The organism is Streptomyces sp. Je 1-332 (assembly GCF_040730185.1).
GTDB lineage: Bacteria > Actinomycetota > Actinomycetes > Streptomycetales > Streptomycetaceae > Streptomyces.
On record NZ_CP160402.1, the window covers coordinates 7,919,520 to 7,938,935 of the forward strand.

At 70.9% G+C, this 19,416-nt stretch carries 18 protein-coding genes and 1 pseudogene; 11 read left to right on the top strand and 8 right to left on the bottom strand.

The annotated features are described in order from the left end of the window. The first annotated feature begins 26 nt into the window (after window positions 1–26). The gene (gene glgX / locus ABXJ52_RS35700) at window positions 27–2,138 is read left to right on the top strand and encodes a glycogen debranching protein GlgX (RefSeq protein WP_367048090.1); all 2,112 of its coding nucleotides are present in this window, start codon (window positions 27–29) and stop codon (window positions 2,136–2,138) included. A 90-nt stretch (window positions 2,139–2,228) separates the two neighbouring features. Here the strand turns inward: glgX and ABXJ52_RS35705 are convergent, their stop codons facing one another. The 3 genes from ABXJ52_RS35705 to ABXJ52_RS35715 form a co-directional block, all read right to left on the bottom strand. Beyond that, window positions 2,229–2,879, bottom strand: coding sequence for a hydrolase (locus ABXJ52_RS35705; protein ID WP_367048091.1), 651 nt, complete (start codon window positions 2,877–2,879; stop codon window positions 2,229–2,231). Window positions 2,880–2,981: 102 nt separating this feature from the next. Next, the gene (locus tag ABXJ52_RS35710; RefSeq protein WP_367048092.1) at window positions 2,982–3,761 is read right to left on the bottom strand and encodes a cytochrome c oxidase assembly protein; all 780 of its coding nucleotides are present in this window, start codon (window positions 3,759–3,761) and stop codon (window positions 2,982–2,984) included. Beyond that, window positions 3,758–4,180: a DUF2243 domain-containing protein gene (locus ABXJ52_RS35715; RefSeq protein WP_367048093.1), complete on the bottom strand. Its 423-nt coding sequence runs from the start codon at window positions 4,178–4,180 to the stop codon at window positions 3,758–3,760. Before ABXJ52_RS35715 ends, ABXJ52_RS35710 begins: the two co-directional genes overlap by 4 nt. A 282-nt stretch (window positions 4,181–4,462) precedes the next feature. Between ABXJ52_RS35715 and ABXJ52_RS35720 the strand changes: the two genes are divergently transcribed. Beyond that, a complete protein-coding gene (locus ABXJ52_RS35720) occupies window positions 4,463–5,137 on the top strand; it encodes an HAD family hydrolase (RefSeq protein WP_367048095.1) in 675 nt (224 codons plus the stop codon). Between the two features lie 13 nt (window positions 5,138–5,150). Here the strand turns inward: ABXJ52_RS35720 and ABXJ52_RS35725 are convergent, their stop codons facing one another. From ABXJ52_RS35725 to ABXJ52_RS35735, 3 genes are read right to left on the bottom strand one after another with little or no spacing between them, the layout of a single operon-like run. Continuing rightward, window positions 5,151–5,528: a toxin Doc gene (locus ABXJ52_RS35725; RefSeq protein ID WP_367048096.1), complete on the bottom strand. Its 378-nt coding sequence runs from the start codon at window positions 5,526–5,528 to the stop codon at window positions 5,151–5,153. Then, on the bottom strand, window positions 5,528–5,767 hold the full coding sequence (locus ABXJ52_RS35730) for a hypothetical protein (RefSeq protein WP_367048098.1): 240 nt from the start codon (window positions 5,765–5,767) through the stop codon (window positions 5,528–5,530). Before ABXJ52_RS35730 ends, ABXJ52_RS35725 begins: the two co-directional genes overlap by 1 nt. 60 nt (window positions 5,768–5,827) lie before the next feature. After that, complete coding sequence (locus tag ABXJ52_RS35735; RefSeq protein WP_367048100.1) at window positions 5,828–7,156, bottom strand: aspartate aminotransferase family protein; 1,329 nt, start codon at window positions 7,154–7,156, stop codon at window positions 5,828–5,830. Window positions 7,157–7,247: 91 nt separating this feature from the next. Between ABXJ52_RS35735 and ABXJ52_RS35740 the strand changes: the two genes are divergently transcribed. The 5 genes from ABXJ52_RS35740 to ABXJ52_RS35760 all read left to right on the top strand — a co-directional run bounded on the left by ABXJ52_RS35740 (window position 7,248) and on the right by ABXJ52_RS35760 (window position 10,813). Next, a complete protein-coding gene (locus tag ABXJ52_RS35740) occupies window positions 7,248–8,153 on the top strand; it encodes a LysR family transcriptional regulator (RefSeq protein ID WP_367048101.1) in 906 nt (301 codons plus the stop codon). Window positions 8,154–8,278: 125 nt separating this feature from the next. Beyond that, entirely contained in the window at window positions 8,279–8,557 is a 279-nt protein-coding gene (locus tag ABXJ52_RS35745) for a hypothetical protein (protein WP_367048103.1), read from the top strand. Between the two features lie 17 nt (window positions 8,558–8,574). Continuing rightward, window positions 8,575–8,988: an immunity 49 family protein gene (locus tag ABXJ52_RS35750; RefSeq protein WP_367048105.1), complete on the top strand. Its 414-nt coding sequence runs from the start codon at window positions 8,575–8,577 to the stop codon at window positions 8,986–8,988. A gap of 62 nt (window positions 8,989–9,050) precedes the next feature. Beyond that, window positions 9,051–10,025 carry an ATP-binding cassette domain-containing protein gene (locus ABXJ52_RS35755; RefSeq protein ID WP_367048107.1) on the top strand — a complete coding sequence of 325 codons (975 nt, stop codon included), beginning with the start codon at window positions 9,051–9,053 and terminating at the stop codon, window positions 10,023–10,025. Next, entirely contained in the window at window positions 10,022–10,813 is a 792-nt protein-coding gene (locus ABXJ52_RS35760; RefSeq protein WP_367048109.1) for an ABC transporter permease, read from the top strand. Before ABXJ52_RS35755 ends, ABXJ52_RS35760 begins: the two co-directional genes overlap by 4 nt. Window positions 10,814–10,869: 56 nt before the next feature. Here ABXJ52_RS35760 and ABXJ52_RS35765 read toward each other — a convergent pair whose 3' ends face one another. Beyond that, complete coding sequence (locus ABXJ52_RS35765; RefSeq protein ID WP_367048111.1) at window positions 10,870–14,037, bottom strand: BTAD domain-containing putative transcriptional regulator; 3,168 nt, start codon at window positions 14,035–14,037, stop codon at window positions 10,870–10,872. A 357-nt stretch (window positions 14,038–14,394) separates the two neighbouring features. Between ABXJ52_RS35765 and ABXJ52_RS35770 the strand changes: the two genes are divergently transcribed. After that, the gene (locus ABXJ52_RS35770; RefSeq protein ID WP_367049476.1) at window positions 14,395–15,903 is read left to right on the top strand and encodes an MFS transporter; all 1,509 of its coding nucleotides are present in this window, start codon (window positions 14,395–14,397) and stop codon (window positions 15,901–15,903) included. Here the strand turns inward: ABXJ52_RS35770 and ABXJ52_RS35775 are convergent. Beyond that, on the bottom strand, window positions 15,837–17,033 hold the full coding sequence (locus ABXJ52_RS35775; RefSeq protein ID WP_367048112.1) for an erythromycin esterase family protein: 1,197 nt from the start codon (window positions 17,031–17,033) through the stop codon (window positions 15,837–15,839). The genes ABXJ52_RS35770 and ABXJ52_RS35775 overlap by 67 nt on opposite strands. Before the next feature lie 58 nt (window positions 17,034–17,091). On the opposite strand from ABXJ52_RS35775, the gene ABXJ52_RS35780 reads away from it, so the two are divergent. From ABXJ52_RS35780 to ABXJ52_RS35790, 3 genes and pseudogenes are all read left to right on the top strand, one after another. Further along, window positions 17,092–17,886, top strand: a complete 795-nt coding sequence (locus tag ABXJ52_RS35780) for a TioE family transcriptional regulator (protein WP_367048114.1) — start codon at window positions 17,092–17,094, stop codon at window positions 17,884–17,886. A 33-nt stretch (window positions 17,887–17,919) separates the two neighbouring features. After that, a complete protein-coding gene (gene ppk2, locus ABXJ52_RS35785; protein WP_367048116.1) occupies window positions 17,920–18,888 on the top strand; it encodes a polyphosphate kinase 2 in 969 nt (322 codons plus the stop codon). Between the two features lie 32 nt (window positions 18,889–18,920). Next, window positions 18,921–19,414 (top strand): annotated as a pseudogene (locus ABXJ52_RS35790) (PIG-L family deacetylase). Window positions 19,415–19,416: the final 2 nt, after the last annotated feature.

Genomic DNA, 19,416 nt, shown 5'->3' on the forward strand with positions numbered 1-19,416 from the left:
CACCAGGGACGACGACGGGAGACCTTGTGCGCGTGTGGACCGGCCGACCTTTTCCGCTCGGCGCCACGTACGACGGTGACGGGACGAACTTCGCCCTCTTCAGCGAGGTGGCCGAGCAGGTCGACCTCGTCCTCCTGGACGCGGACGGCACCGAACAGGCCGTGACGCTCGCGGAGGCCGACGGCTCGGTGTGGCACGGCTACCTGCCCGACGTCGGGCCGGGCCGGCGGTACGGATACCGGGTGCACGGCCCCTGGATGCCGACCGCCGGGCATCGCTGCGACCCGGAGAAGTTCCTGCTCGATCCGTACGCGCGGGCGATCCACGACCTGGCCGACGACGGGCCGCGGCGGAAGGCGCCCGCTCGTGGCGCTGCGTCCCGCGACGGCTCCGGACCGGCCACCCTGTGCGGTGTCGTCGTCGATCCGTCCTTCGACTGGACCGGGGACAGCTCGCCCTCGCACGCCTACGCCGACTCGGTGATCTACGAGACGCACGTACGCGGACTGAGCCGCACCCACCCCGGCGTCCCCGAAGAACTCCGCGGCACCTACGCGGGCCTGGCCACACCGGCCGTCATCGACCACCTGACCTCCCTTGGGGTCACCGCGGTCGAACTGATGCCGGTGCACCAGTACGTCCAGGACGGGTTCCTGCTCGACAAGGGCCTGTCCAACTACTGGGGCTACAACACGATCGGATTCTTCGCGCCGCATCACACGTACGCTGCCCACGGAACACTCGGGCAGCAGGTCACCGAGTTCAAGTCCATGGTGAAGGCCCTGCACGCGGCAGGCCTCGAAGTGATCCTTGACGTGGTCTACAACCACACCGCGGAGGGCAACGAGAACGGCCCCACCCTCTCCTTCCGCGGCATCGACAACGCGTCCTACTACCGGCTGTCCGACGAGGACTTCAGCCGGTACTACGACACCACGGGGACCGGCAACAGCCTGCTGATGCGCCACCCCAACGTCCTTCAGCTGATCATGGACTCCCTGCGCTACTGGGTCACCGAGTGTCACGTCGACGGATTCCGCTTCGACCTGGCCGCCACCCTCGCCCGGCAGTTCCACGAGGTGGACCGGCTCTCCGCCTTCTTCGACCTCATCCAGCAGGACCCCGTGATCAGCCGCGTCAAACTGATCGCCGAGCCGTGGGACCTCGGTGACGGTGGCTACCAGGTCGGCAACTTCCCGCCGCTGTGGTCCGAATGGAACGGGAAGTACCGCGACTGTGTCAGGGAGTTCTGGCGCGGCGGCGAGGGGGCACTCGCGGAGTTCGCCTCACGGCTGACGGGATCCGCCGACCTCTACCAGCACGACCGGCGCCGTCCGCGCGCCAGCGTCAACTTCATCACCGCCCACGACGGATTCACCCTGCGCGACCTGGTCTCGTACGACACCAAGCACAACGAGGCCAACGGCGAGGGAAACCGGGACGGCGAGAGCGACAACCGCTCCTGGAACTGCGGCGCGGAAGGTCCCACGCGCAACCCCGAGGTGCGTGCCCTGCGCGCACGCCAGCAGCGCAACTTCCTGGCGACGCTGATGCTGTCCCAGGGCATTCCGATGCTCGGCCACGGGGATGAGATCGGCCGCACCCAGCTCGGCAACAACAACGCGTACTGCCAGGACAACGAGACGGCGTGGATCGACTGGGACCTCGACGAGGAGCGCGAGGACCTCCTTGACTTCACCCGCCGGGTGGTGGCGCTGCGCACCGAGCATCCGATCCTGCGCCGCCGCCGCTTCTTCCGGGGCGACACCGTCACGCATCAGGGGCAGCCGCTGCCGGACCTGGTGTGGCTGCGGCCTGACGCGGCGGAGATGACGACGGAGGACTGGGACCGGCCCGACGCGCACTCCGTGGCCGTCTTCCTCAACGGCGACGCCATCGCGGAACGGGACCGCGTCGGCCGTACCGTCGTCGACGACTCGTTCCTCGTCCTGTTCAACTGCTTCTGGGAGCCGATGGAGTTCCGGCTGCCCGACGCCGCCTACGGCTCGTCCTGGACCACCCTGCTCGACACGTACGAAGCCGGCGGCCCGCCCGACGAGACGGAGCACAAGGCCGAGACGACCCTGAGCGTGGGCCCGCGGTCCCTCATCATCCTCTCCCGCCCACCGGGCAGGTGAAGCGACCGGGTCACGGGTGGTCCGGGTGGTCGCCAAGGGAGGCCGCCTCGCCCTCCATGGCGCGGCGGACCTCTCGCTGTGCCGGGCCGCTCAGATCTCCGCCTGCCCCATGCCGGCGAACCACCGAGCCGCCACGGTGGCGGCCTCGTTCAACGCTCCGGGTTCCTCGAACAGGTGCGTGGCGTCGGGAATCACGCGCAGCCGGCTCAGGACGCGAAGCCGGTTGGCCACTTCCCTGTTGAGCCGCAGGACCTCGGTGTCGCGCCCTCCGACGAGAAGCAGGACCGGCGCGTGCACATGGCCGAGAACATGGTCTCCGGCCAGGTCGGGGCGGCCGTCGGGGCAGACCACCGTGTCCACGAGGCCCGGCCTGGCGGCGGCGGCACCGAGCGCGGCCGCCGCGCCCGTGTTCGCGCCGAACAGGCCGACCGGCAGATCGGAGACGCGAGGGGCCAGCCAGTCGACGGACGCGACCAGCCGGTGCGTCAGGAGCTCGACATCGCTGTGCTGCCGGCCGGTCGCCCGATCGGCGGCCGCCTCGTCGGCGGTGAGCAGGTCGATGCGCAGCGTCCCGAGCGCGGAATTGTGGAGCGTGCCGGCCACGGATCGGCTGCGGGGGTTGTGCCGGGCACTGCCGCTGACGTGGGCGAGGACCGCGACGCCGAACACCGTGTCCGGGACGGTCAGTTCACCGATGAGTGCCCCCTCGCCGCTGGGTACGGTGACGGTCTCGGACAGCATGTGACCTCCGGGTTCCGGGGACGGGGTGCATGCCGGGTACCCCTCGGGGCCCCCGGTACGCGGCAGCGGTACGGGGCGTACGTATTTACGGGGCGTACCCAGTCACGACGACGTCGGCATTGCCCTTCCCCCACCGGAGGTGCGCCGGGCCCGGGCAAGGGCCCGGCCCTCGGCCGCGTACCACTGGTGGCACAGGAGCACGGCCAGCGCGATGCCGACCACGTCACCGCCGTAGTACATGACGTATGACGCCCGCTGCAGGTCGGCGGCGGCGAACGAGGTGCCGGGCGGCCCCGCGGCGTAGAGGGACTTGGCCAGGATGCCGTGCGCGGCCGACGTGGCGAGCAGGGCTCCGCCCCGCAGCGCGAATCCCGCGCGGTGGCGCACGGGGTCGAGGGCCAGGACGGCGAAGGCGAACAGCGCGCCGGAGGCCAGGAGATGCACGCTGACCAGCGTGTCCAGCCATGGTCGGTGGTGCGCGGCGGCCATGAGCGGCGTGCGGTACACCGCCCAAAGACCGGCGATGTGCAGCAGCGCGGCCAGTGGCGGCCATACGAGCAGGGCCGCGGGCCGGGAACGCAGGCAGGAAAGAAGCCGCCGTCGGGATCCCACCGGCAGAGCCCGCAACGCCAGCGTCACGGGCCGTCCGAGTACGAACAGCAACGGCGCGATCATCCCGGTGCCCAGATGCGCGGCCATGTGCCCGGTGAACTGCGGCCATCCGTCCCACGAAGCGGTGACCGAGACGACGAGTACCGCACCGCCCGCCCAGACCGCCGCGTCACGCCGGCGCGGCCAGCGGTCGCCGCGCCGACGCAGCTGCCGGGCCGCCGCCAGATAAGCGAGACAGCCCACGGCCACGGCAAGCACCACGGCCGTCATCGACGGGCCCGGACCAGCAGCAGCGCTCCGGCGAGCAGGAAGAGTACGGCGATCACGTTCCAGGTCCAGTCGTACGGCGCCAGCTCCACGCCGTAGCGGATCTGGTGCAGCTCCAGAGCCTTGTGCTGGAACGTGCCGTCGTACAGCTGGAAGCCGCCGAGCCCCAGACACAGGCCCGACCACCAGGCGGTGAGGTGGCGGGCGCCCCGGCGCCACAGATCCGCGTACAGGAACAGGCCCGCCACCATCGCCAGCCAGCCGAAGGCATGGAAGACGCCGTCGGAGACCAGGCCGGCCTCGCTCGACGCCTTGTCGTAGAAGTGGTGCCAGTGCAGCAGCTGATGGAACACCATCTCGTCGATGAACGCCGCGAATCCGACGCCGACCAGTGCCCCGGAGAGCAGGGAACGCCGGGTCATCGGCCCGTGCCCCTGCGCCGCTCCTGCGGAACACATCGCTGTTCGCGGGGATGGAACGTCATCCGGGTCTCCTCGGTGCCAGGGTGGTCGAACGGTTGGGACGTGCGGGAAGCGAGGCGCCGGGTACCCGTGAAGCGGAATGGCAGGCCGCCACTATTGCGCCACCGTGGGGGCCCGGGTGCGGGCCCCGGACCCGGCGGCGTCCGGCCATGCGTGCCGCCCGTACGACTATTACGGTGAAACCCCAGTGAAACCCCACGAATGACCGTGAATGGAGCCCTCGTGAAGCGTGCCGCCCTGTTCGACGTCGACGGAACGCTCGTCGACACCAACTACCTGCATGTCACGGCCTGGTGGGAGGCCTTCCGGCAGGCCGGTCATCGGGTGCCGATGCGCGCCGTGCACCACGCGATCGGCCTGGGTGGCACCGACCTCATCGAACACGTTCTCGGCGACGACCGCGACCCGGGACAGGACGACGCCATCAGCGCCGCGCACAAGACGCTCTACGGCACCCACTTCGACCGGCTCGAAGCGTTCGAGGACGCGGGGCGACTGCTCCGTGCTCTCGCGGGTGAGGGGTGGACCGTCGTCCTCGCCACGTCCGCGGGCGGCGCCGAGCTCGACGCGCTGCGCGCCGCCGTCGACGCGGACGACGTCATCACGGCGACCGCGAGCGCCGACGACGTCGAAGAAGGCAAACCCGCCGCCGAGCCCGTCACCCACGCGCTCGACCTGGCCGGGGCGAAGGCGCGGGACAGCGTGTTCGTCGGCGACTCGGTCTGGGACATGAAGTCCGCACGACGTGCGGGCGTCACGCCCTTGGCCGTGCTCAGCGGCGGCATCCCCCGGGACGACCTCTCCCGGGCCGGAGCGGCCGAGGTGTACGACGACACCGCCCACCTGTTGTCCTCGCTCAAGAGCAGCGTGTTCGCCCGTCAGGACGGCGAAGGGTGAGGGCGGCGGTGGTTCAGACCTTCCAGGACCTGATCCGGTCAGCGACCGCGTAGACGGATATCCGGCTGTCGCGGATCTTCCGGATGAGGTCGGACAACGCACCGTAGGGCGGATCGATGCCCTCGCCCGACTGGTCCATGTACTGGGCAGCGACTAACGCCGCGTACAGGCTGTTGCGGTAGGGCAGCGGCTCCAGGCGCACGATGGTGTGCAGCAGTGCGGCGGCGCGCCAGGCGGCGTCCGGGTCGGCGGACTCCAGGGTCGGCAGCTTCGTCTTGTGGCGTGCGACCGCGGCGACCAGCGCGGAGTAGTCCGACACCGTCATGTCCTCGGGGGCGACCGCGAACTCCTGCACGTCCAGGAGCCAGGAAACGTCTACGTACAGAACCATCAGGCGGCCGTGGACCCCTCGTGCCGGGCGGAGGGCGGAATCTCCTCGGGGATGGCCGCGTCGAACTCGGCCCGCAGCCTGTCGGCCCAGGTGGACGCGCCCGCGACGAACTTCTGGCGCTCCATCTCACGGACTCCGAGGTCGTGGAGATACTGCTTGAGGCTCTTGCCCTCGGCCGCCGCGGCCGCGCGGACACCCTTGAGCTCCTCATCGGTGAAAGTCACGTTCAGAGACGGCATACCTCCAAGGTACCAACTAGGTACCTGCCGGGGGAGTGCCTCCCTCGGCACGGTTGAACCTCACAGAGAGGCGCAGGCTTCGCCGATCGCCTGGTCGAGCATCGTCAGGCCGAGTGACAGCTCGTCCTCGGTGGCGGTCAGGGGCGGCGCCATCCGCAACACCCCGCCCATGTTGGCGAGTTGAACGATGTTCATGTGCAGGCCGAGTTCGAGGCAGCGCCGGGTGACCCGAGCGCCCAGCTCGTTCGAGTGCTGCTTGGTCTCGCGGTCGACGACGAGTTCGAGCCCGGCCAGCAGGCCCCGGCCGCGGATGTCGCCGACCACCGCGTGCCGCGCGGCGATGTCCGTCAGGCCCTGGTGGAGGAACGCGCCGAGCGACTGCGCGCGCTCGTCGAGCCTGTCGCGGGTCAGGACGTCCAGGACGGTGTTGCCGACCGCGGCCACCAGCGGGTCGGCGACATGCGTGGTGAAGAACAGGAAGCCGCGCTCGTGCGCCTCCTGCTCGATCTCGGCGCTGGTCACCACGGCAGCCAGGGGCAGGCCCGCGCCCAGCGTCTTGGAGAGCGTGAGGATGTCGGGGACGACGCCGTCGCGCTCGAACGCGTACCACGTCCCGGTGCGGCACAGGCCGGTCTGCGCCTCGTCGAGGATCAGCAGCATGCCGCGCTCCCGGCACTTGTCCCGCAGTGCGGCGAAGTAACCGGCCGGCGGTTCGATGATGCCGCCGGAGCTGAGAATCGGTTCGACGATGCACGCGGCCAGGCTGCCGGTCGACTGGGCGTCGATCAGGTCGAAGGCGAAGTCCAGTTGCCGGCGCCAGTCCAGCGAGCCGTCTTCCGTCGTGAAGTCGGGCCGGTACGCGTTCGGCACGGGAATGGCGAAGTTGCCGGGAGCGCCGGGACCGTACCCCTTGCGTCCCGCGCTGTAGGTGGCGGACGCCGCGGCCTGCGTCATCCCGTGCCAGGACCGCGCGAACGAGACGATCTCGTGCTTGCCGGTGACGAGCTTGGCCATCCGGATCGCGGCCTCGTTGGACTCGGCGCCGGTCGTCAGGAGCAGCGCCTTCTCCAGCGGCGCGGGCAGCGTGTCCGCGAGCCGCCGGGCGAGGTCGACCACCGGGCGGCTGAGCATGCCGCTGAAGAGGTGGTCCAGGTTCGCGACCTGCCGCTGGACGGTCGCGACGATCTCCGGGTGCGAGTGGCCCAGGATCGCGCTCATCTGGCCGGAGGTGAAGTCGAGGATCTTGCGGCCGCTCGCGGTGAACACGAAGCTTCCGGCGGCGCTGTCGATGATCTCGCGGGTGAACTCGCCGCCGTAGCGCACGAGATGCCTCTCGGCATCGGACCAGAAGGTGTCGGTGGACGGCAGTGCGGTGGTCGAAGCGGTCATGCCGCCGACGGTAGGCGGCATCCGAGCGACACGTCCATCTCACGTTTCCGGCTTTCCTGTTCGGAAAAACCGTACAAGAATCGTGTACGTGATGAACCCCTGGAGGCTGCGGCTCCTGAGCCAGCTCGACACGCTGGGCACCGTCCGGGCGGTCGCGCAGGCCGCCAACCTGAGCCCGTCGAGCGTGTCCCAGCAGCTCGCCGTGCTCGAGACCGAGACGCGTACGCAGCTGCTCGAACGGACGGGACGCCGGGTGCGGCTGACCCCGGCCGGGCTGATCCTCGCCCGCCGGGCGCGGGCGATCCTCGACCACATGAACAGCGTGGAGGCGGAGCTGCGCGGGTTCGGCGAGGAACCGGCCGGCCTGGTACGGCTCGGGGCGTTCCAGAGCACGATCCACACCATGGCCGTGCCGGCGGTGCGCCGCCTCGCCCGCGAGCATCCGCACCTCGATGTCGAACTCCTCGAACTGGAGCCGCACGCGAGCATGCCAGCGCTGCGGGGCGGCGACGCGGACATCATCATCACCACCACGGACTTCGACGAGCTGCCGCTCGGACCGGACCTCGACCTCGTTCCCCTGGCCATGGACCCGATCCTGCTGGTGGTCCCGCCCGAGCATCCGGCGGCCGGCCGCGGCGCCGTGGACCTCGCGGCGTACGCGGACGAGTCGTGGTCGTTCGACATCCCGCAGTCGTACATGGCCAATCTCGCGCTGCGCCTGTGCCGTCAGTCGGGCTTCGAGCCGCGCGTGGTGTGCCGGTTCAGCAACTACATGATGACCCTGCAGCACGTCGAGGCCGGACTGTCGATCGCGCTGCTGCCCGGCCTTGCGGTCGACCGCCGCTACCGCGTCGCCACCAGGGAGCTCGCCACTCCCGTGACGCGCTCCATCACGGCGGCGATCCGCCGCGGCTCACCGCCCCGCGCGGCGGTACGCGCCGTACTGGAGGCCTTGCGCCACCATCCGGAGCTGCCGCTGCCGGGCGGCGAGTGAAGCCCCGCGGGACCCGGACAGCCACAGCAGCTCTGCCTGCCGGCGGATGCCGGGCAGGCTCCGGCGCTGTCATGCGCCCACGCCCGCGGAGCCCGATTGTCAGTGGTGGCTGGGAGTGTGGGGGCATGGACAGGGACGAGGAGTTGCTGCGCGGCCGGATCTACGGCCAGGACCATGACGACCCCCAGCAGGGCCCGCAGCCGGGACGGGACTACGCCGAGCTGGTCGGCGGGCCGCTGGATGGCCTCCTGCTCGACATCACCGGCTGGACGAGGGGCGAGATGGACACCGGCGTCGCCCTGCCCACGGAACTCGGGAAGTTCGGTGCCGGAGGGCGCGCGATGTACGACCCACGCCCTGGTGACCGACGGCGCCGCTGGGACTGGTCCGGCGACACTCCCTGACGACCGTCCGGCTGCACGTGCGGCAGCTGCCCGCGACCCCGGCCGCGCCGCCCGCGGACGCCAGCGCCTGGCTCGACGCCTTCTACGTGGCGGTCGCGTGCCGGCAGCAGGCCAGGGCCGACCGGCTGTGCGAGGTACCGCTCGAGGTGCTGCGGCAGGACGACTCGGTCGACGCGTACGTGCTGCACCGGATCGACACGCTGCAGACCTACTGGTCCGAGCGCCCCATGGACGACGTCGTGGCCAAGCTGCTCGACACCATGAAGGCGTCTCACCCGGAGTCCCTGACCCATGCGCCGAAGGACTTCTCGGACCTGATCGACTACCAGCCCGTCGCCCTCTTCCACCGCCTGATCGCCCGCGATCACGACGCCTTCGCCAAGGCCCTGTCCGAAGCCGTCGCGCACCACGGCACCTACTGGGGCGAGTGAGGCTCCGAGGCTGAAACCCTCCTGAAACCACGCTGAATGCGTCATGCCGCAGCCTCTGCGGCATGACGACAACGACGACATCGTCCTCGCTCGCCATCGCCGCCACGGGGATGCGCAAGGCCTACGGTGACAAGACGGTCCTGGACGGCATCGATCTCACGGTGCCGGCCGGCACCGTGTTCGCGCTGCTCGGGCCGAACGGCGCGGGCAAGACCACCGCCGTGAAGATCCTCTCCACGCTCATCACCGCCGATGCCGGAGCCTTGAACGTCGGCGGCCACGACATCGCCACCTCACCGGACCGGGCGCGTTCCGCGATCGGGGTCACCGGTCAGTTCTCCGCCGTGGACGGTCTGATCACCGGCGAGGAGAACATGCTCCTCATGGCCGACCTGCATCACCTGCCCAGAGGGGAAGGCCGCCGCGTCGTCGCTGAACTCCTCGAACGGTTCGATCTCACCGAGGCCGCGAAGAAGCCTGCCGCCACCTACTCGGGCGGTATGAAGCGGCGTCTGGACATCGCCATGACGCTGGTCGGCAGCCCGCGGATCATCTTTCTCGACGAGCCCACCACCGGCCTCGACCCCCGCTCCCGGCACAACATGTGGGCCATCATCCGCGAACTCGTCTCCGGCGGGGTGACCGTCTTTCTCACCACCCAGTACCTGGAAGAGGCCGACGAACTCGCCGACCGTATCGCGGTGTTGAGCAACGGCAAGATCGCAGCCGAAGGCACCGCCGAGGAACTCAAGCGGCTCATCCCCGGCGGCCACGTACGCCTGCGCTTCACCGACCCGGAGGCGTACCAGTCGGCCGCGGCCCTCCTGCGCGAGGCCGCTCGCGACGACCGGACGCTGTCCCTGCAGATCCCCAGCGACGGCACCCAGCGCGAACTGCGCTCCATCCTCGACTGGCTCGACTCGGCCGGCATCGAGGCCGACGAACTGACCGTGCACACCCCCGACCTCGACGACGTCTTCTTCGCCCTCACCGGCAGCACCCAACTCCCCAACCAGCCCATGGAGTCCCTTCGATGAGCTCTTTCTCCCTCGCCGTCCGCGACTCGTCCACGATGCTGCGCCGCAACCTCCTGCACGCGCGGCGCTACCCTTCCCTCACCCTGAACATCCTGCTGACGCCGATCGTCCTGCTGCTGCTCTTCGTCTACGTCTTCGGCGACGTGATGAGCGCGGGCATCGGCGGTGGCGGCGCCGACCGGTCGGACTACATCGCCTATCTCGTGCCGGGCATCCTGCTGATGACTCTCGGTGCCACCCCGGCCGGCACCGCTGTATCCGTCTCCATGGACATGACCGAGGGCATCATCGCCCGCTTCCGTGCGATGGCGATCCACCGCGGCTCCGTGCTCATCGGGCACGTCGTCGGCAGCGTGCTGCAGGCCATCCTCAGCGTGCTGCTCGTGGGCGCGGTCGCCGTGGCTATCGGGTTCAGGTCCACCGACGCCACGGTCCTGGAGTGGCTCGCGGCGTTCGGGCTGCTCTCGCTCGTCGCGCTCGCCTTCACCTGGATCGCGGTCGGGATGGGGATGGCGAGCCCGAATGCCGAGGCGGCAAGCAACAACGCGCTGCCGCTGATGATCCTGCCGCTCATCTCGAGCGCCTTCGTGCCGGTCGACGCGATGCCGGGGTGGTTCCGGCCGTTCGCCGAGTACCAGCCGTTCACACCCGCCATCGAGACCCTGCGCGGGCTGCTGCTCGGCAGCGGGATCGGCAACAACGGGTGGGTCACGATCCTCTGGTGTCTCGGCCTGGCCACGCTCGGATACCGCTGGTCGACGTCCCTGTTCAACCGCGACCCGAAGTAGGGACCCGCCCCGGAACAGCGCGCGTTCCGTCCGCCCCGAAGGAAACGGCTGCCGCGTCAGGCAAGCGCGCGGACCGCCTCCCACAGCTCGTCCCGATCCAGGGCCGCGTACCGCGACACCGCGTCGGCGTACGCCGCCCGGTCGGCGTGCTCGGCCGCCTGCCGCGCGCGGCCCGCCGACATCGTCGGCTGGAACTCGCGCGGCACACGCAGCCGTTCGGCCAGCGCGATCACGCGTACGGCGGAGGCGTCGCCGGACGCGAGCCCGGCCATGCCGAGCGCGTGCAGCACCGTCCCGAGCACAGGCAGCTCCACGGGGGAGCGGGGCGGGCCACCGAGCAGTGCCCGCAGCCGCGCCCGCAACCGGTCGACCTGGACCGCGACCAGATCGAGACGGCCGGCGTACGCGTGCGCCGTCACCGCCGCCGACTGGATCTGCAGCGCCCACGGGTCTAGCCCCGGGTCGCCGCCGTACAACGAGCCCGCCTCGGCCGTACGCTCCACCGCGCCGCGCCACAGGCCGAGCCCCGCCTCCGTCAGCCCACGGGTGAGGGCGATCTCCGCGCGTCCGCCGAGGTCGGGGCTGTAGAAGGCGTCCTCATCAGGGGTGCCTCCCTCGGTCTGCCGCAGCCAGTACTCGGCCTCGTCCGGGTCACCGCGCTGCAGGCAGGCGAGGACCAGAGCCGAGCGAATGCCGATGTGGTCGAGCTCGTCACCGATCCGCGGGAGCGCCTGCAGTGCGGCCCTGAGGTTCTCGTAGGCGGTCTCCCCGTGCCCCATCCGCAGGGCCAGTTCACTCAGCCGCGAGTGGCCCATGAGCCGCAGGGACGGCTGGTCGACCGCGGTGAGCGCGGTGAGCATCCGTCGAGCCGATGCGAGCGCGCCGTCGATGTCGTGCTCGTACTCCCATATGTACGTGGCCACGCACTCGGCGACGCCGGCGACCAGCGGCTGGTCGCTGTCGCAGAGTGCTCGGAGCACCGCGTAGTCGGGAGGGCGCATCTCGGGGAGTGCGCTGAGGACAGCCGCGGTCGCGCGCGGCAGCGTGTCCGGCGGAGCCGTGGGCAGCCGGCGGAGGGTGACGAGCTGGCGCACGCCATGCGGGCCGTAGTTCATGAAGAGGCCCGCAGCGCACAACACAGCGGCGGTGCGCGCGACTTCGACGTACGCGGGCCCGGGGTAGTAGTGCGAGAGCGGCGGGCCGGAGTCGGCCGCGAGAGCGGCGAGGCGGGGGTAGTTGGAGTCGGTGGACCACAGTGCGGCGAGCACGGCGGTGAGGGCGGCGATCGTAGGACCGTCCGCACGGGCGAGGGCGTGCCGCAGGGCCCGTACGAGGTTGTCCTGCTCGGTTCTGATCCGCTCCCGGGCGGCGACGGGTGCGCCCCCACCCGGCCGGGAGCTGAGGGAGGGCTCCGGGCCGAAGAGCACATCGTGCTGCGCGAGCCCGAAGTCCCGTGCCCAGGCGAGGAACCGGCCCACGGCCTCGCCCTCCTCGCCGGCCTCCGCACGGCGGACAGCGCTGAACTCCCGTACCACCTCCAGCATTCGGAAGCGCACGCCGGCCGGGGTGTCGAAGACGGTGAGCAGCGACTGCCCGGCCAACTGCTCGACGAGCAGCAGCGCGTCGTCCCCGAGCACATGCTCCGCCGCGTCCCCGGAGAAGCTCCCGGGGAAGACCGCCAGCGTACGCAGCGCGGCCCTGGCGTCCGGCGCGAGCAGATTCCAGCTCCACTCCACGACCGCGTGGAGCGTGCGGTGGCGCTCCGGCACGTCCCGCGCCCCACCGCGCAGCAGCGCGAACCGGTCGCCGAGCCGGCGCGCGATCTCCGGCACCGACATCACCCGCACCCGCGCCGCCGCCAGCTCCACGGCGAGCGGCAGCCCGTCGAGGTGACGGCAGAGGTCGGCAACGGCGTGCGGTGGCAGCTCCACGCCGGACCTGGCTGCCCGTGCCCGCTGCGTGAACAGCTCGACGGAAGTGGCAGGACCGAGTGCCGGCAACGCGTACACGGCCTCCGACGTGAGGTCCAGCGGGGCCCGGCTCGTGGCGAGCACCCGCAGCTCCTTCGAGGACGCGACCAAGTCCTGTACGAGGTCGGCGGCGCCCCGGACGACCTGCTCGCAGTTGTCGAGCACCAGCAGGGCGGGCCCGGCGCCGAGCACGCCGAGGATGCCGGACACCGGGTCGGCCGCTGCGTGCCCGCTCACGACGCCGTGCCGCCCTTCGCCCGCACCGAGCGCCGTGGCCACCTCCATGGCCACGTCCGCGTCCGCGGTGACGGCGGCGAGCGGCACGAAACACACCACCTTCTGCTCGGCGCGGCGGCTGACGGCGTGCGCGAGCCGGGTCTTGCCGAGGCCGCCGGGACCGACGACGGTCACGGCCCGGGAGTCGCCCAACAGCCGTTCCACGGCCGCGATGTCCTCCTCCCGGCCGAGGAGCGGATTGGGCTCGTGCGGCACACCGTGCCGGACCACCGGCTCGCCGCGCAGCAACTCCTGCTGCACGGCCCTGAGTCCGGCGCCGGGATCCGTGCCGAGCGCGTCACGCAGCTCACGGCGGTAGGCCTCGTAGCGCGCGAGCGCGGCGGAGGGACCCGCCGTCGCGGCCTCGCCGCGCAGCAGCTCCGCGAGCACCTCCTCGTCGCGCGGATGCTCGGCGGCGGCCACGGATAGCGGTCCTGCCGCCTCCGCATGCCGCGCGAGGCGGGCGAGCGCGAGCGCCCGCGCACGTACGAGAGCGTCGCGGACGGGAGCACGCTCGGCGCGCAACGCGGCGACGGGGTCGGCGACGCCGGCCAGTTGGACAGGAGGACCGCCGGCCGCTCCGCCCGGGACGCCCTCCCACAGGGCGAGACCCGCCTCGGCCGCGGCCAGCGCTGCCGCGTGGTCCCCGGCCCTTGCCCGCTCCGCGCAGGCAGCGGCATGCAGCAGCACGGCGGAACTGTCGACCTGCTCCTCGGCGAGGTCGAGCCGGTACCCCGTCGGTGTGCTCACGATGACGTCGGCACCCAGCTGCGCCCGCGCCCTGGACACGAGCACCTGCAACGCCTTCCCCGGCCGCTGCGGCAACGCGTCCGGCCACAGCCCCGCCACCAACCGCTCGGTGCCGCAGCCTGCGCGCACCTCGCCCGCGAGCAGCGCGAGGAGGCCGCGGAGCCGGGGCGCGGTGACCTCCTGCCCACGAAGGGCGACACGCGGCAACAGGGTCAGTTCGGTGGCCACCCGAGCAGATTAACCAAGGCGGCGGGTCAACGAGCGGGGGCGGCTCCCTCATTGTGAGTGATGTGGGCCCGCCGCGCGTGCCGGTCGGGCGTTGACTTCACGGGTGGATATTTGCTGACGGCACCGATCCCTGTGGTGCTTGGAGCTTTCTGTGCCTGTCACGCCTGACGCTTGTCTGTCCTCGAGTGGCAGCCTTCTCGGCTTCCCGCCGGGCGCAGCCGCCGGGCACCTCTCCCTCGCCCTGACCGCCGAGCCGCACTCCACGTCCTCATGAGGCCGCACGCCGACACAACTGCCGCCGCATGTCGCCCTGTTGCCGGTCGCCGGTGGGCCGCGTCCGGTGCGCTGTGCCTGGGTCTGTTCATCCTCGGCATGGACCTCACGATCCTCAACGTCGCCATCCCCGACCTGCACGCGGACCTGCGGCCTTCCATGGCGCAGATCCAGTGGATCGTCGATGGGTACGCCCTGATCCTGGGCGGCACCGTCCTGGCCTGTGGAGCGCTCACCGACCGCATGGGACGCCGGCGCACCTTCCTCGCCGGTCTGGTGCTGTGCGCGGGAACTTCGGTCCTCGGGGCCGTCGCGCAGACGCCGCTGCAGACGATCGCGGCCCGCGGCGGCATGGGTGCCGCCGGGGCCCTGATGATGCCGGCGACCCTGTCGATCATCCACTGGATGTATCCGGAGCCGATGTTGCGGCGCCGCGCCATCGCGGTATGGACGGCCGTCGCCGCGGCCGGTGGGCTCACGGGACCCGTCATCGGAGGATGGCTCGTCGAGCACTTCTCCTGGCGAGCCGGATTCTGGGTCAACGTGCCGCTCGCGGCGACGGCATTCCTCCTCACCTGCCTGCTCGTCCCCGAATCACGGGCGAAACGCACCGAGCCTCTCGACGGCGTCGGCACCGCGATGTCCGCGGCCGGACTCCTCGTCCTGGTCTGGGCGATCATCGAGAGCCCGGTCCGCGGCTGGACGAGCGGCCCCGTACTGCTCGCCTACGCGTCCGGGGCGCTCCTGCTCGCCCTCTTCGCCGTGCGCCAGGCCCGCACCGCGTTCCCCATGCTCCCGCCCGCCCTCATGCGCGACCCTCGCGTCAGCATGGCCGCCGTGGCCCTCGCGCTGATGTCCTTCGCCCTGTTCGGCGCGCTCTTCGTCATCACCCTGCATCTGCAAGGGGTGCTGGGATATACGCCCTGGCAGGCCGGGGTCAGGACACTTCCGTTGCCCTTGGCGCTCGCCGTGGGAGCCATCGCCGCCCTGCCGTTGGGCGGCCGGTGGGGGCAGCGACTGCCGATCGTCACCGGGCTGCTGCTCATCACGGCTGCCTTCGCGATCCTGGCCACGACCACCGCAGCCGACGGTTACGCGCACCTGATGCTCTTCCAGGCCGTGGCAGGCCTGGGAGCGGGGGCGACGGCCGCGGCCGGCACCGAATCCGTCATGAGCGCCGTCCCCGGCGACCGCGCGGGCCTCGGCTCAGCGGTCAACGACGCCACCCGTCAGGTCGGTTCATCCCTCGGGGTCGCCGTACAGGGCTCTCTCCTCAGCTCGGTCTACCACCACCGCATGGCCGACAGCCCGCCAGGAGCGGGTGACAACATCCTCGCCGTACGTGGCACCGCGTCCCACCTGCCAAAGCCCCAGGCCCTCCAACTCATCGCCACCGCGAAGGAATCCTTCATCTCCGGCCTCACCGCGACAGCCGCCCTGGCGGGCGTCGTCACCTTCGCCACCGCCCTGGCGGCAGCCCGTTGGCTCCCGGGTTCACGCCGGCCGGCAGCATTGGACCCCGACGTTCAGTCACCCTTGACGAACACGAGCCCGTCGACCCCGCTCAGGCGAGCCGGGTCGAGCGGGGCGTAGCCGAACCAAGGGGATTCGCGGGGCGGCGGTGGAGTGTCACCGAAGGCGGCAGCCAGCTGCGCGGCATCGATGACGTAGCGGTCCTCCGGGAGCGCGTACAAAAGCCCTTCGAGGGTGTCCGGATGCGGGGCGTCCACGCCCTGGCGGCGGATGGTGCCGAGGGCTGTGGCCAGGAAGGCGTACTCCTCGCCGATGCGGGCGCTGACGAGCGCACCGGCACTCCACCACTCCAGCAGCGGCTGGTCCCACATGCGTATCGAGCTCTTGTCCCGTTGCAGATGGCTGTTGTGGGCGTGCACGAAGGTGGGGCCGCGCTCGGCGACGGCGAGGAGGTTGTGGGCCATCATCTGGTCCCGCAGGCCCAGGAGGCGGGTCATCCGGCCCGGTGAGGTGTCGGCCATCCAGTGGTGGTAGCGCAGCAGGCCCGTCGCGGTGCGGCCGTAGAGGCGCGCTCGGTCCAAGGCGTCGCGCGAGGTCGTCGCGAGCAGATGCGGGATCTGCGTGTCGAGCAGGGCCACGAGGTCGTCGGCGATCAGCCTTAGTTGCTCCGCCTCGGCCGACTGTCCCACGGACCGGGACGGGTCCATCATCGCGGCGGGATCGGTCCATGGGGCGTCGGCGCCGAGCAGGCGGTCGAGTGCGTCCGTGGTGACGGGGAGCAGGTCCGCGTCCAGCTGGGCCGCGAGGTAGCTGTGGAGCGCGGTGAGGGCCTGGCGGGGGCTCGCGGCGTGGGTGATCTCCAGGGGGCCGTCGAAGCCGGCGAAGCGGACCTGTTCGTGTGCGGGCCTGCCGTCGTTGAACGCCTTTGCCCAGCGCACGAGTTCGCGGTTGGCCGCATGGGTGTCCCAGCCGTGGCTGAAGCCGTGCTTCACGACGTCGTCGAGAGTGCCGGTGCCCGAAGTGACGTAGTCGTCCACTGCCAGACCCCTCATGCAGTCGCTCTCGATCGCGATCGTCCGGTAGCCCTCCCGCTCGGTGAGCTGCTGGAAGAGCTCGTTGCGCAGGTCGAGCAGTGCGTCCTCGCCGTGGGTGGGCTCGCCCACGGCGAGCAGTCGCGGCCGGGCCGGGAGGAGGTTCATGACGGTGGCCGCGTCGACGGAGCGCACGGTGTCCTTGGTGTCAGTAGCCATGCCTTAAACGCTATCGTTGAACCAACGGTTGAAACTTTGCAGCGGCATGGGCGGTCCAATGGGACGAAACCTTCAAAGCGGTGAGCGGCTCAGGCCCGTGGATCTGGCGCGCGGGCACGGTCTGTCCACCCAGGCGGTCAGGAACTACGAGGAGGCCGGGATCCTCCCGGCCGCCGATCGCTCGCCGCACGGCTATCGCGCCTACACCTCGCTGCACGCGCGGGCGCTGCGCGCTTTCCTCGCCCTGGTGCCCGGCCACGGCCACCGGACCGCGACGGCCATCATGCGGGCCGTGAACCGAGGTGAGGTCGAGGAAGCGTTCCGCCTCATCGACGAGAGCCACGTCCAGCTCCTTGAGGACCGGCGGACCCTCCAGGCTGTGGAGAGGGCACTTCGAGACCTGGGGTCCGCGACACCGCTGTCCGGTGCCGGTGCCGGGCCCGGGGCAGGGGCCTGGGCCGGTTCCGAGGGCATGTTCGTCGGGCCGCTGGCCGGACAGCTCGGGATCCGGCCCGCGACCCTGCGCAAATGGGAGACGGCCGGATTGGTGAGCCCGCGCCGGGACCCGCGGACCGGCTACCGCGTCTACGACGAGGCCGACGTACGGGATGCCCGGCTGGTGCACCAACTCAGGCGGGGCGGCTATCTGCTGGAGCGGATCGCCCCGCTGATCGCCCAGGTGCGGGCGGCCGGTGGCCTCGAGCCCCTGGAGGCCGCGTTGAGCGACTGGCGCGGCAGGCTGGTCACCCGCGGACGGGCGATGCTGACCGGCGCCGCCGAGCTGGAGACATACCTGAGCGAGAGCGGGCTCTCAGGAAGGTCAGGGCGAGCCCACTCCAAATCTGCGGAGTAGCGTTCGAAGTGGGTAGGAGGGTGACACGCGTCGATGAGAGGAGACGGTGTGGCGTCGGACGACAAGGACCCGGAGCGTTTGCTGGACGGGTTGTCGGTGGATGAGGCCCGGCCGGAGCGCCCGGTGCTGCTCGACGCGGACGGAGAGCCGCTGCGGACCTGGCGGGAGAACTATCCCTACTCGGAGAAGATGAGGCGCAGGGAGTACGAGCGCCAGAAGCGGATCCTGCAGATCGAGCTGCTGAAGCTGCAGAGATCGGTGCGTGAGCAGGGCCAGCGCATCGTGATCGTGTGCGAGGGACGCGACGCGGCGGGCAAGGGCGGCACGATCAAACGCTTCACCGAGCGCCTCAACCCCCGCGGGGCCCGCATCGTGGCGCTGGACAAACCCACTGAACGGGAAGCCGGGCAGTGGTACTTCCAGCGTTACGTGGCGCAACTGCCGTCCGCCGGTGAAATCGTCTTCTTCGACCGGTCCTGGTACAACCGAGCCGGCGTCGAGCCCGTCATGGGCTTCTGCACTCCACACCAGCACGAGGAGTTCCTCCAGCAGGCGCCGCTGTTCGAGAAGATGATCACTGATGACGGCATCGTGCTGGTCAAGTTCTGGTTCTCCGTCTCCAGGGCGGAGCAGCGCACACGCTTCGCCATCCGCCAGGTCGATCCCGTACGTCAGTGGAAGCTCTCGCCCACGGACCTGGCCTCGCTGGATCTCTGGGACGCGTACACCCGCGCCAAGGTGGACATGTTCCGCGCCACGGACACCGTCCATGCTCCGTGGTCGGTGATCAAGTTCAACGACAAGCGCCGCGGGCGCCTCGAAGCGATCCGGCACCTGCTGCTGTCCGTCGACTACGCGTCGATGGACAAGGAGGCGGTGGGGGAGGCGGACCCGCTCATCATCGGTCCGGCCGACACGCTGCTGGAAGCGGACGAGGACCCGACGGACCTGTCACCCAGCCGAATCGCCCAGAATGAGGAAGGGCCCGGCAAGCACCCGTGACGGCCCGCGCCCCGAAGCCCGCCCCCACGCCCGTGCCGAGCCTGCTCGCGGTTTTCGCCCACCCGGACGACGAGTCCCTGTCGGCGGGCGGCGTGCTCGCCCGGCACGCAACCGCGGGCGCCCGCACCGCAGTCGTCACGGCGACATGGGCCGCGGACACCACACGCGCCACCGAGCTGACCCGGGCACTTCAGCTCCTCGGCGCGGGTCCACCGCGCATGCTCGGATACGCCGACGCCCGCGTACCACGGTCTGGGGCGGGCGACTGGCCGCGACAGGCAAGGCCATGCACAGTGTTCCGGACGAGTGGGTCACCGCGACCGTCGATGTCGGGCCCTGGCTGGAACAGAAAGTAGCCGCGGTGCTGGCCCACCGCACCGAGGTGGAGCGGGGGGCCGTCCCCGGGCTGATCGCGGGCCTTTCGGCAGCGGAACGGGCACAGCTGCTGTCCACCGAGTGGTACATCCGCCACGACCCAGGCCACGCCAGGCCGGCAGTGGCAGCACAAACGGAACTGACGGTCTGAAT

Coding starts and splice junctions, on each gene's coding strand:
- ABXJ52_RS35705 (WP_367048091.1), bottom strand. CDS start 2,879: ATGCTGTCCGAGACCGTCACCGTACCCAGCGGCGAGGGGGCACTCATC.
- ABXJ52_RS35710 (WP_367048092.1), bottom strand. CDS start 3,761: ATGACGGCCGTGGTGCTTGCCGTGGCCGTGGGCTGTCTCGCTTATCTG.
- ABXJ52_RS35715 (WP_367048093.1), bottom strand. CDS start 4,180: ATGACCCGGCGTTCCCTGCTCTCCGGGGCACTGGTCGGCGTCGGATTC.
- ABXJ52_RS35725 (WP_367048096.1), bottom strand. CDS start 5,528: ATGGTTCTGTACGTAGACGTTTCCTGGCTCCTGGACGTGCAGGAGTTC.
- ABXJ52_RS35730 (WP_367048098.1), bottom strand. CDS start 5,767: ATGCCGTCTCTGAACGTGACTTTCACCGATGAGGAGCTCAAGGGTGTC.
- ABXJ52_RS35735 (WP_367048100.1), bottom strand. CDS start 7,156: ATGACCGCTTCGACCACCGCACTGCCGTCCACCGACACCTTCTGGTCC.
- ABXJ52_RS35740 (WP_367048101.1), top strand. CDS start 7,248: ATGAACCCCTGGAGGCTGCGGCTCCTGAGCCAGCTCGACACGCTGGGC.
- ABXJ52_RS35745 (WP_367048103.1), top strand. CDS start 8,279: ATGGACAGGGACGAGGAGTTGCTGCGCGGCCGGATCTACGGCCAGGAC.
- ABXJ52_RS35755 (WP_367048107.1), top strand. CDS start 9,051: ATGACGACAACGACGACATCGTCCTCGCTCGCCATCGCCGCCACGGGG.
- ABXJ52_RS35760 (WP_367048109.1), top strand. CDS start 10,022: ATGAGCTCTTTCTCCCTCGCCGTCCGCGACTCGTCCACGATGCTGCGC.
- ABXJ52_RS35775 (WP_367048112.1), bottom strand. CDS start 17,033: ATGGCTACTGACACCAAGGACACCGTGCGCTCCGTCGACGCGGCCACC.
- ABXJ52_RS35780 (WP_367048114.1), top strand. CDS start 17,092: ATGGGACGAAACCTTCAAAGCGGTGAGCGGCTCAGGCCCGTGGATCTG.
- ppk2 (WP_367048116.1), top strand. CDS start 17,920: ATGAGAGGAGACGGTGTGGCGTCGGACGACAAGGACCCGGAGCGTTTG.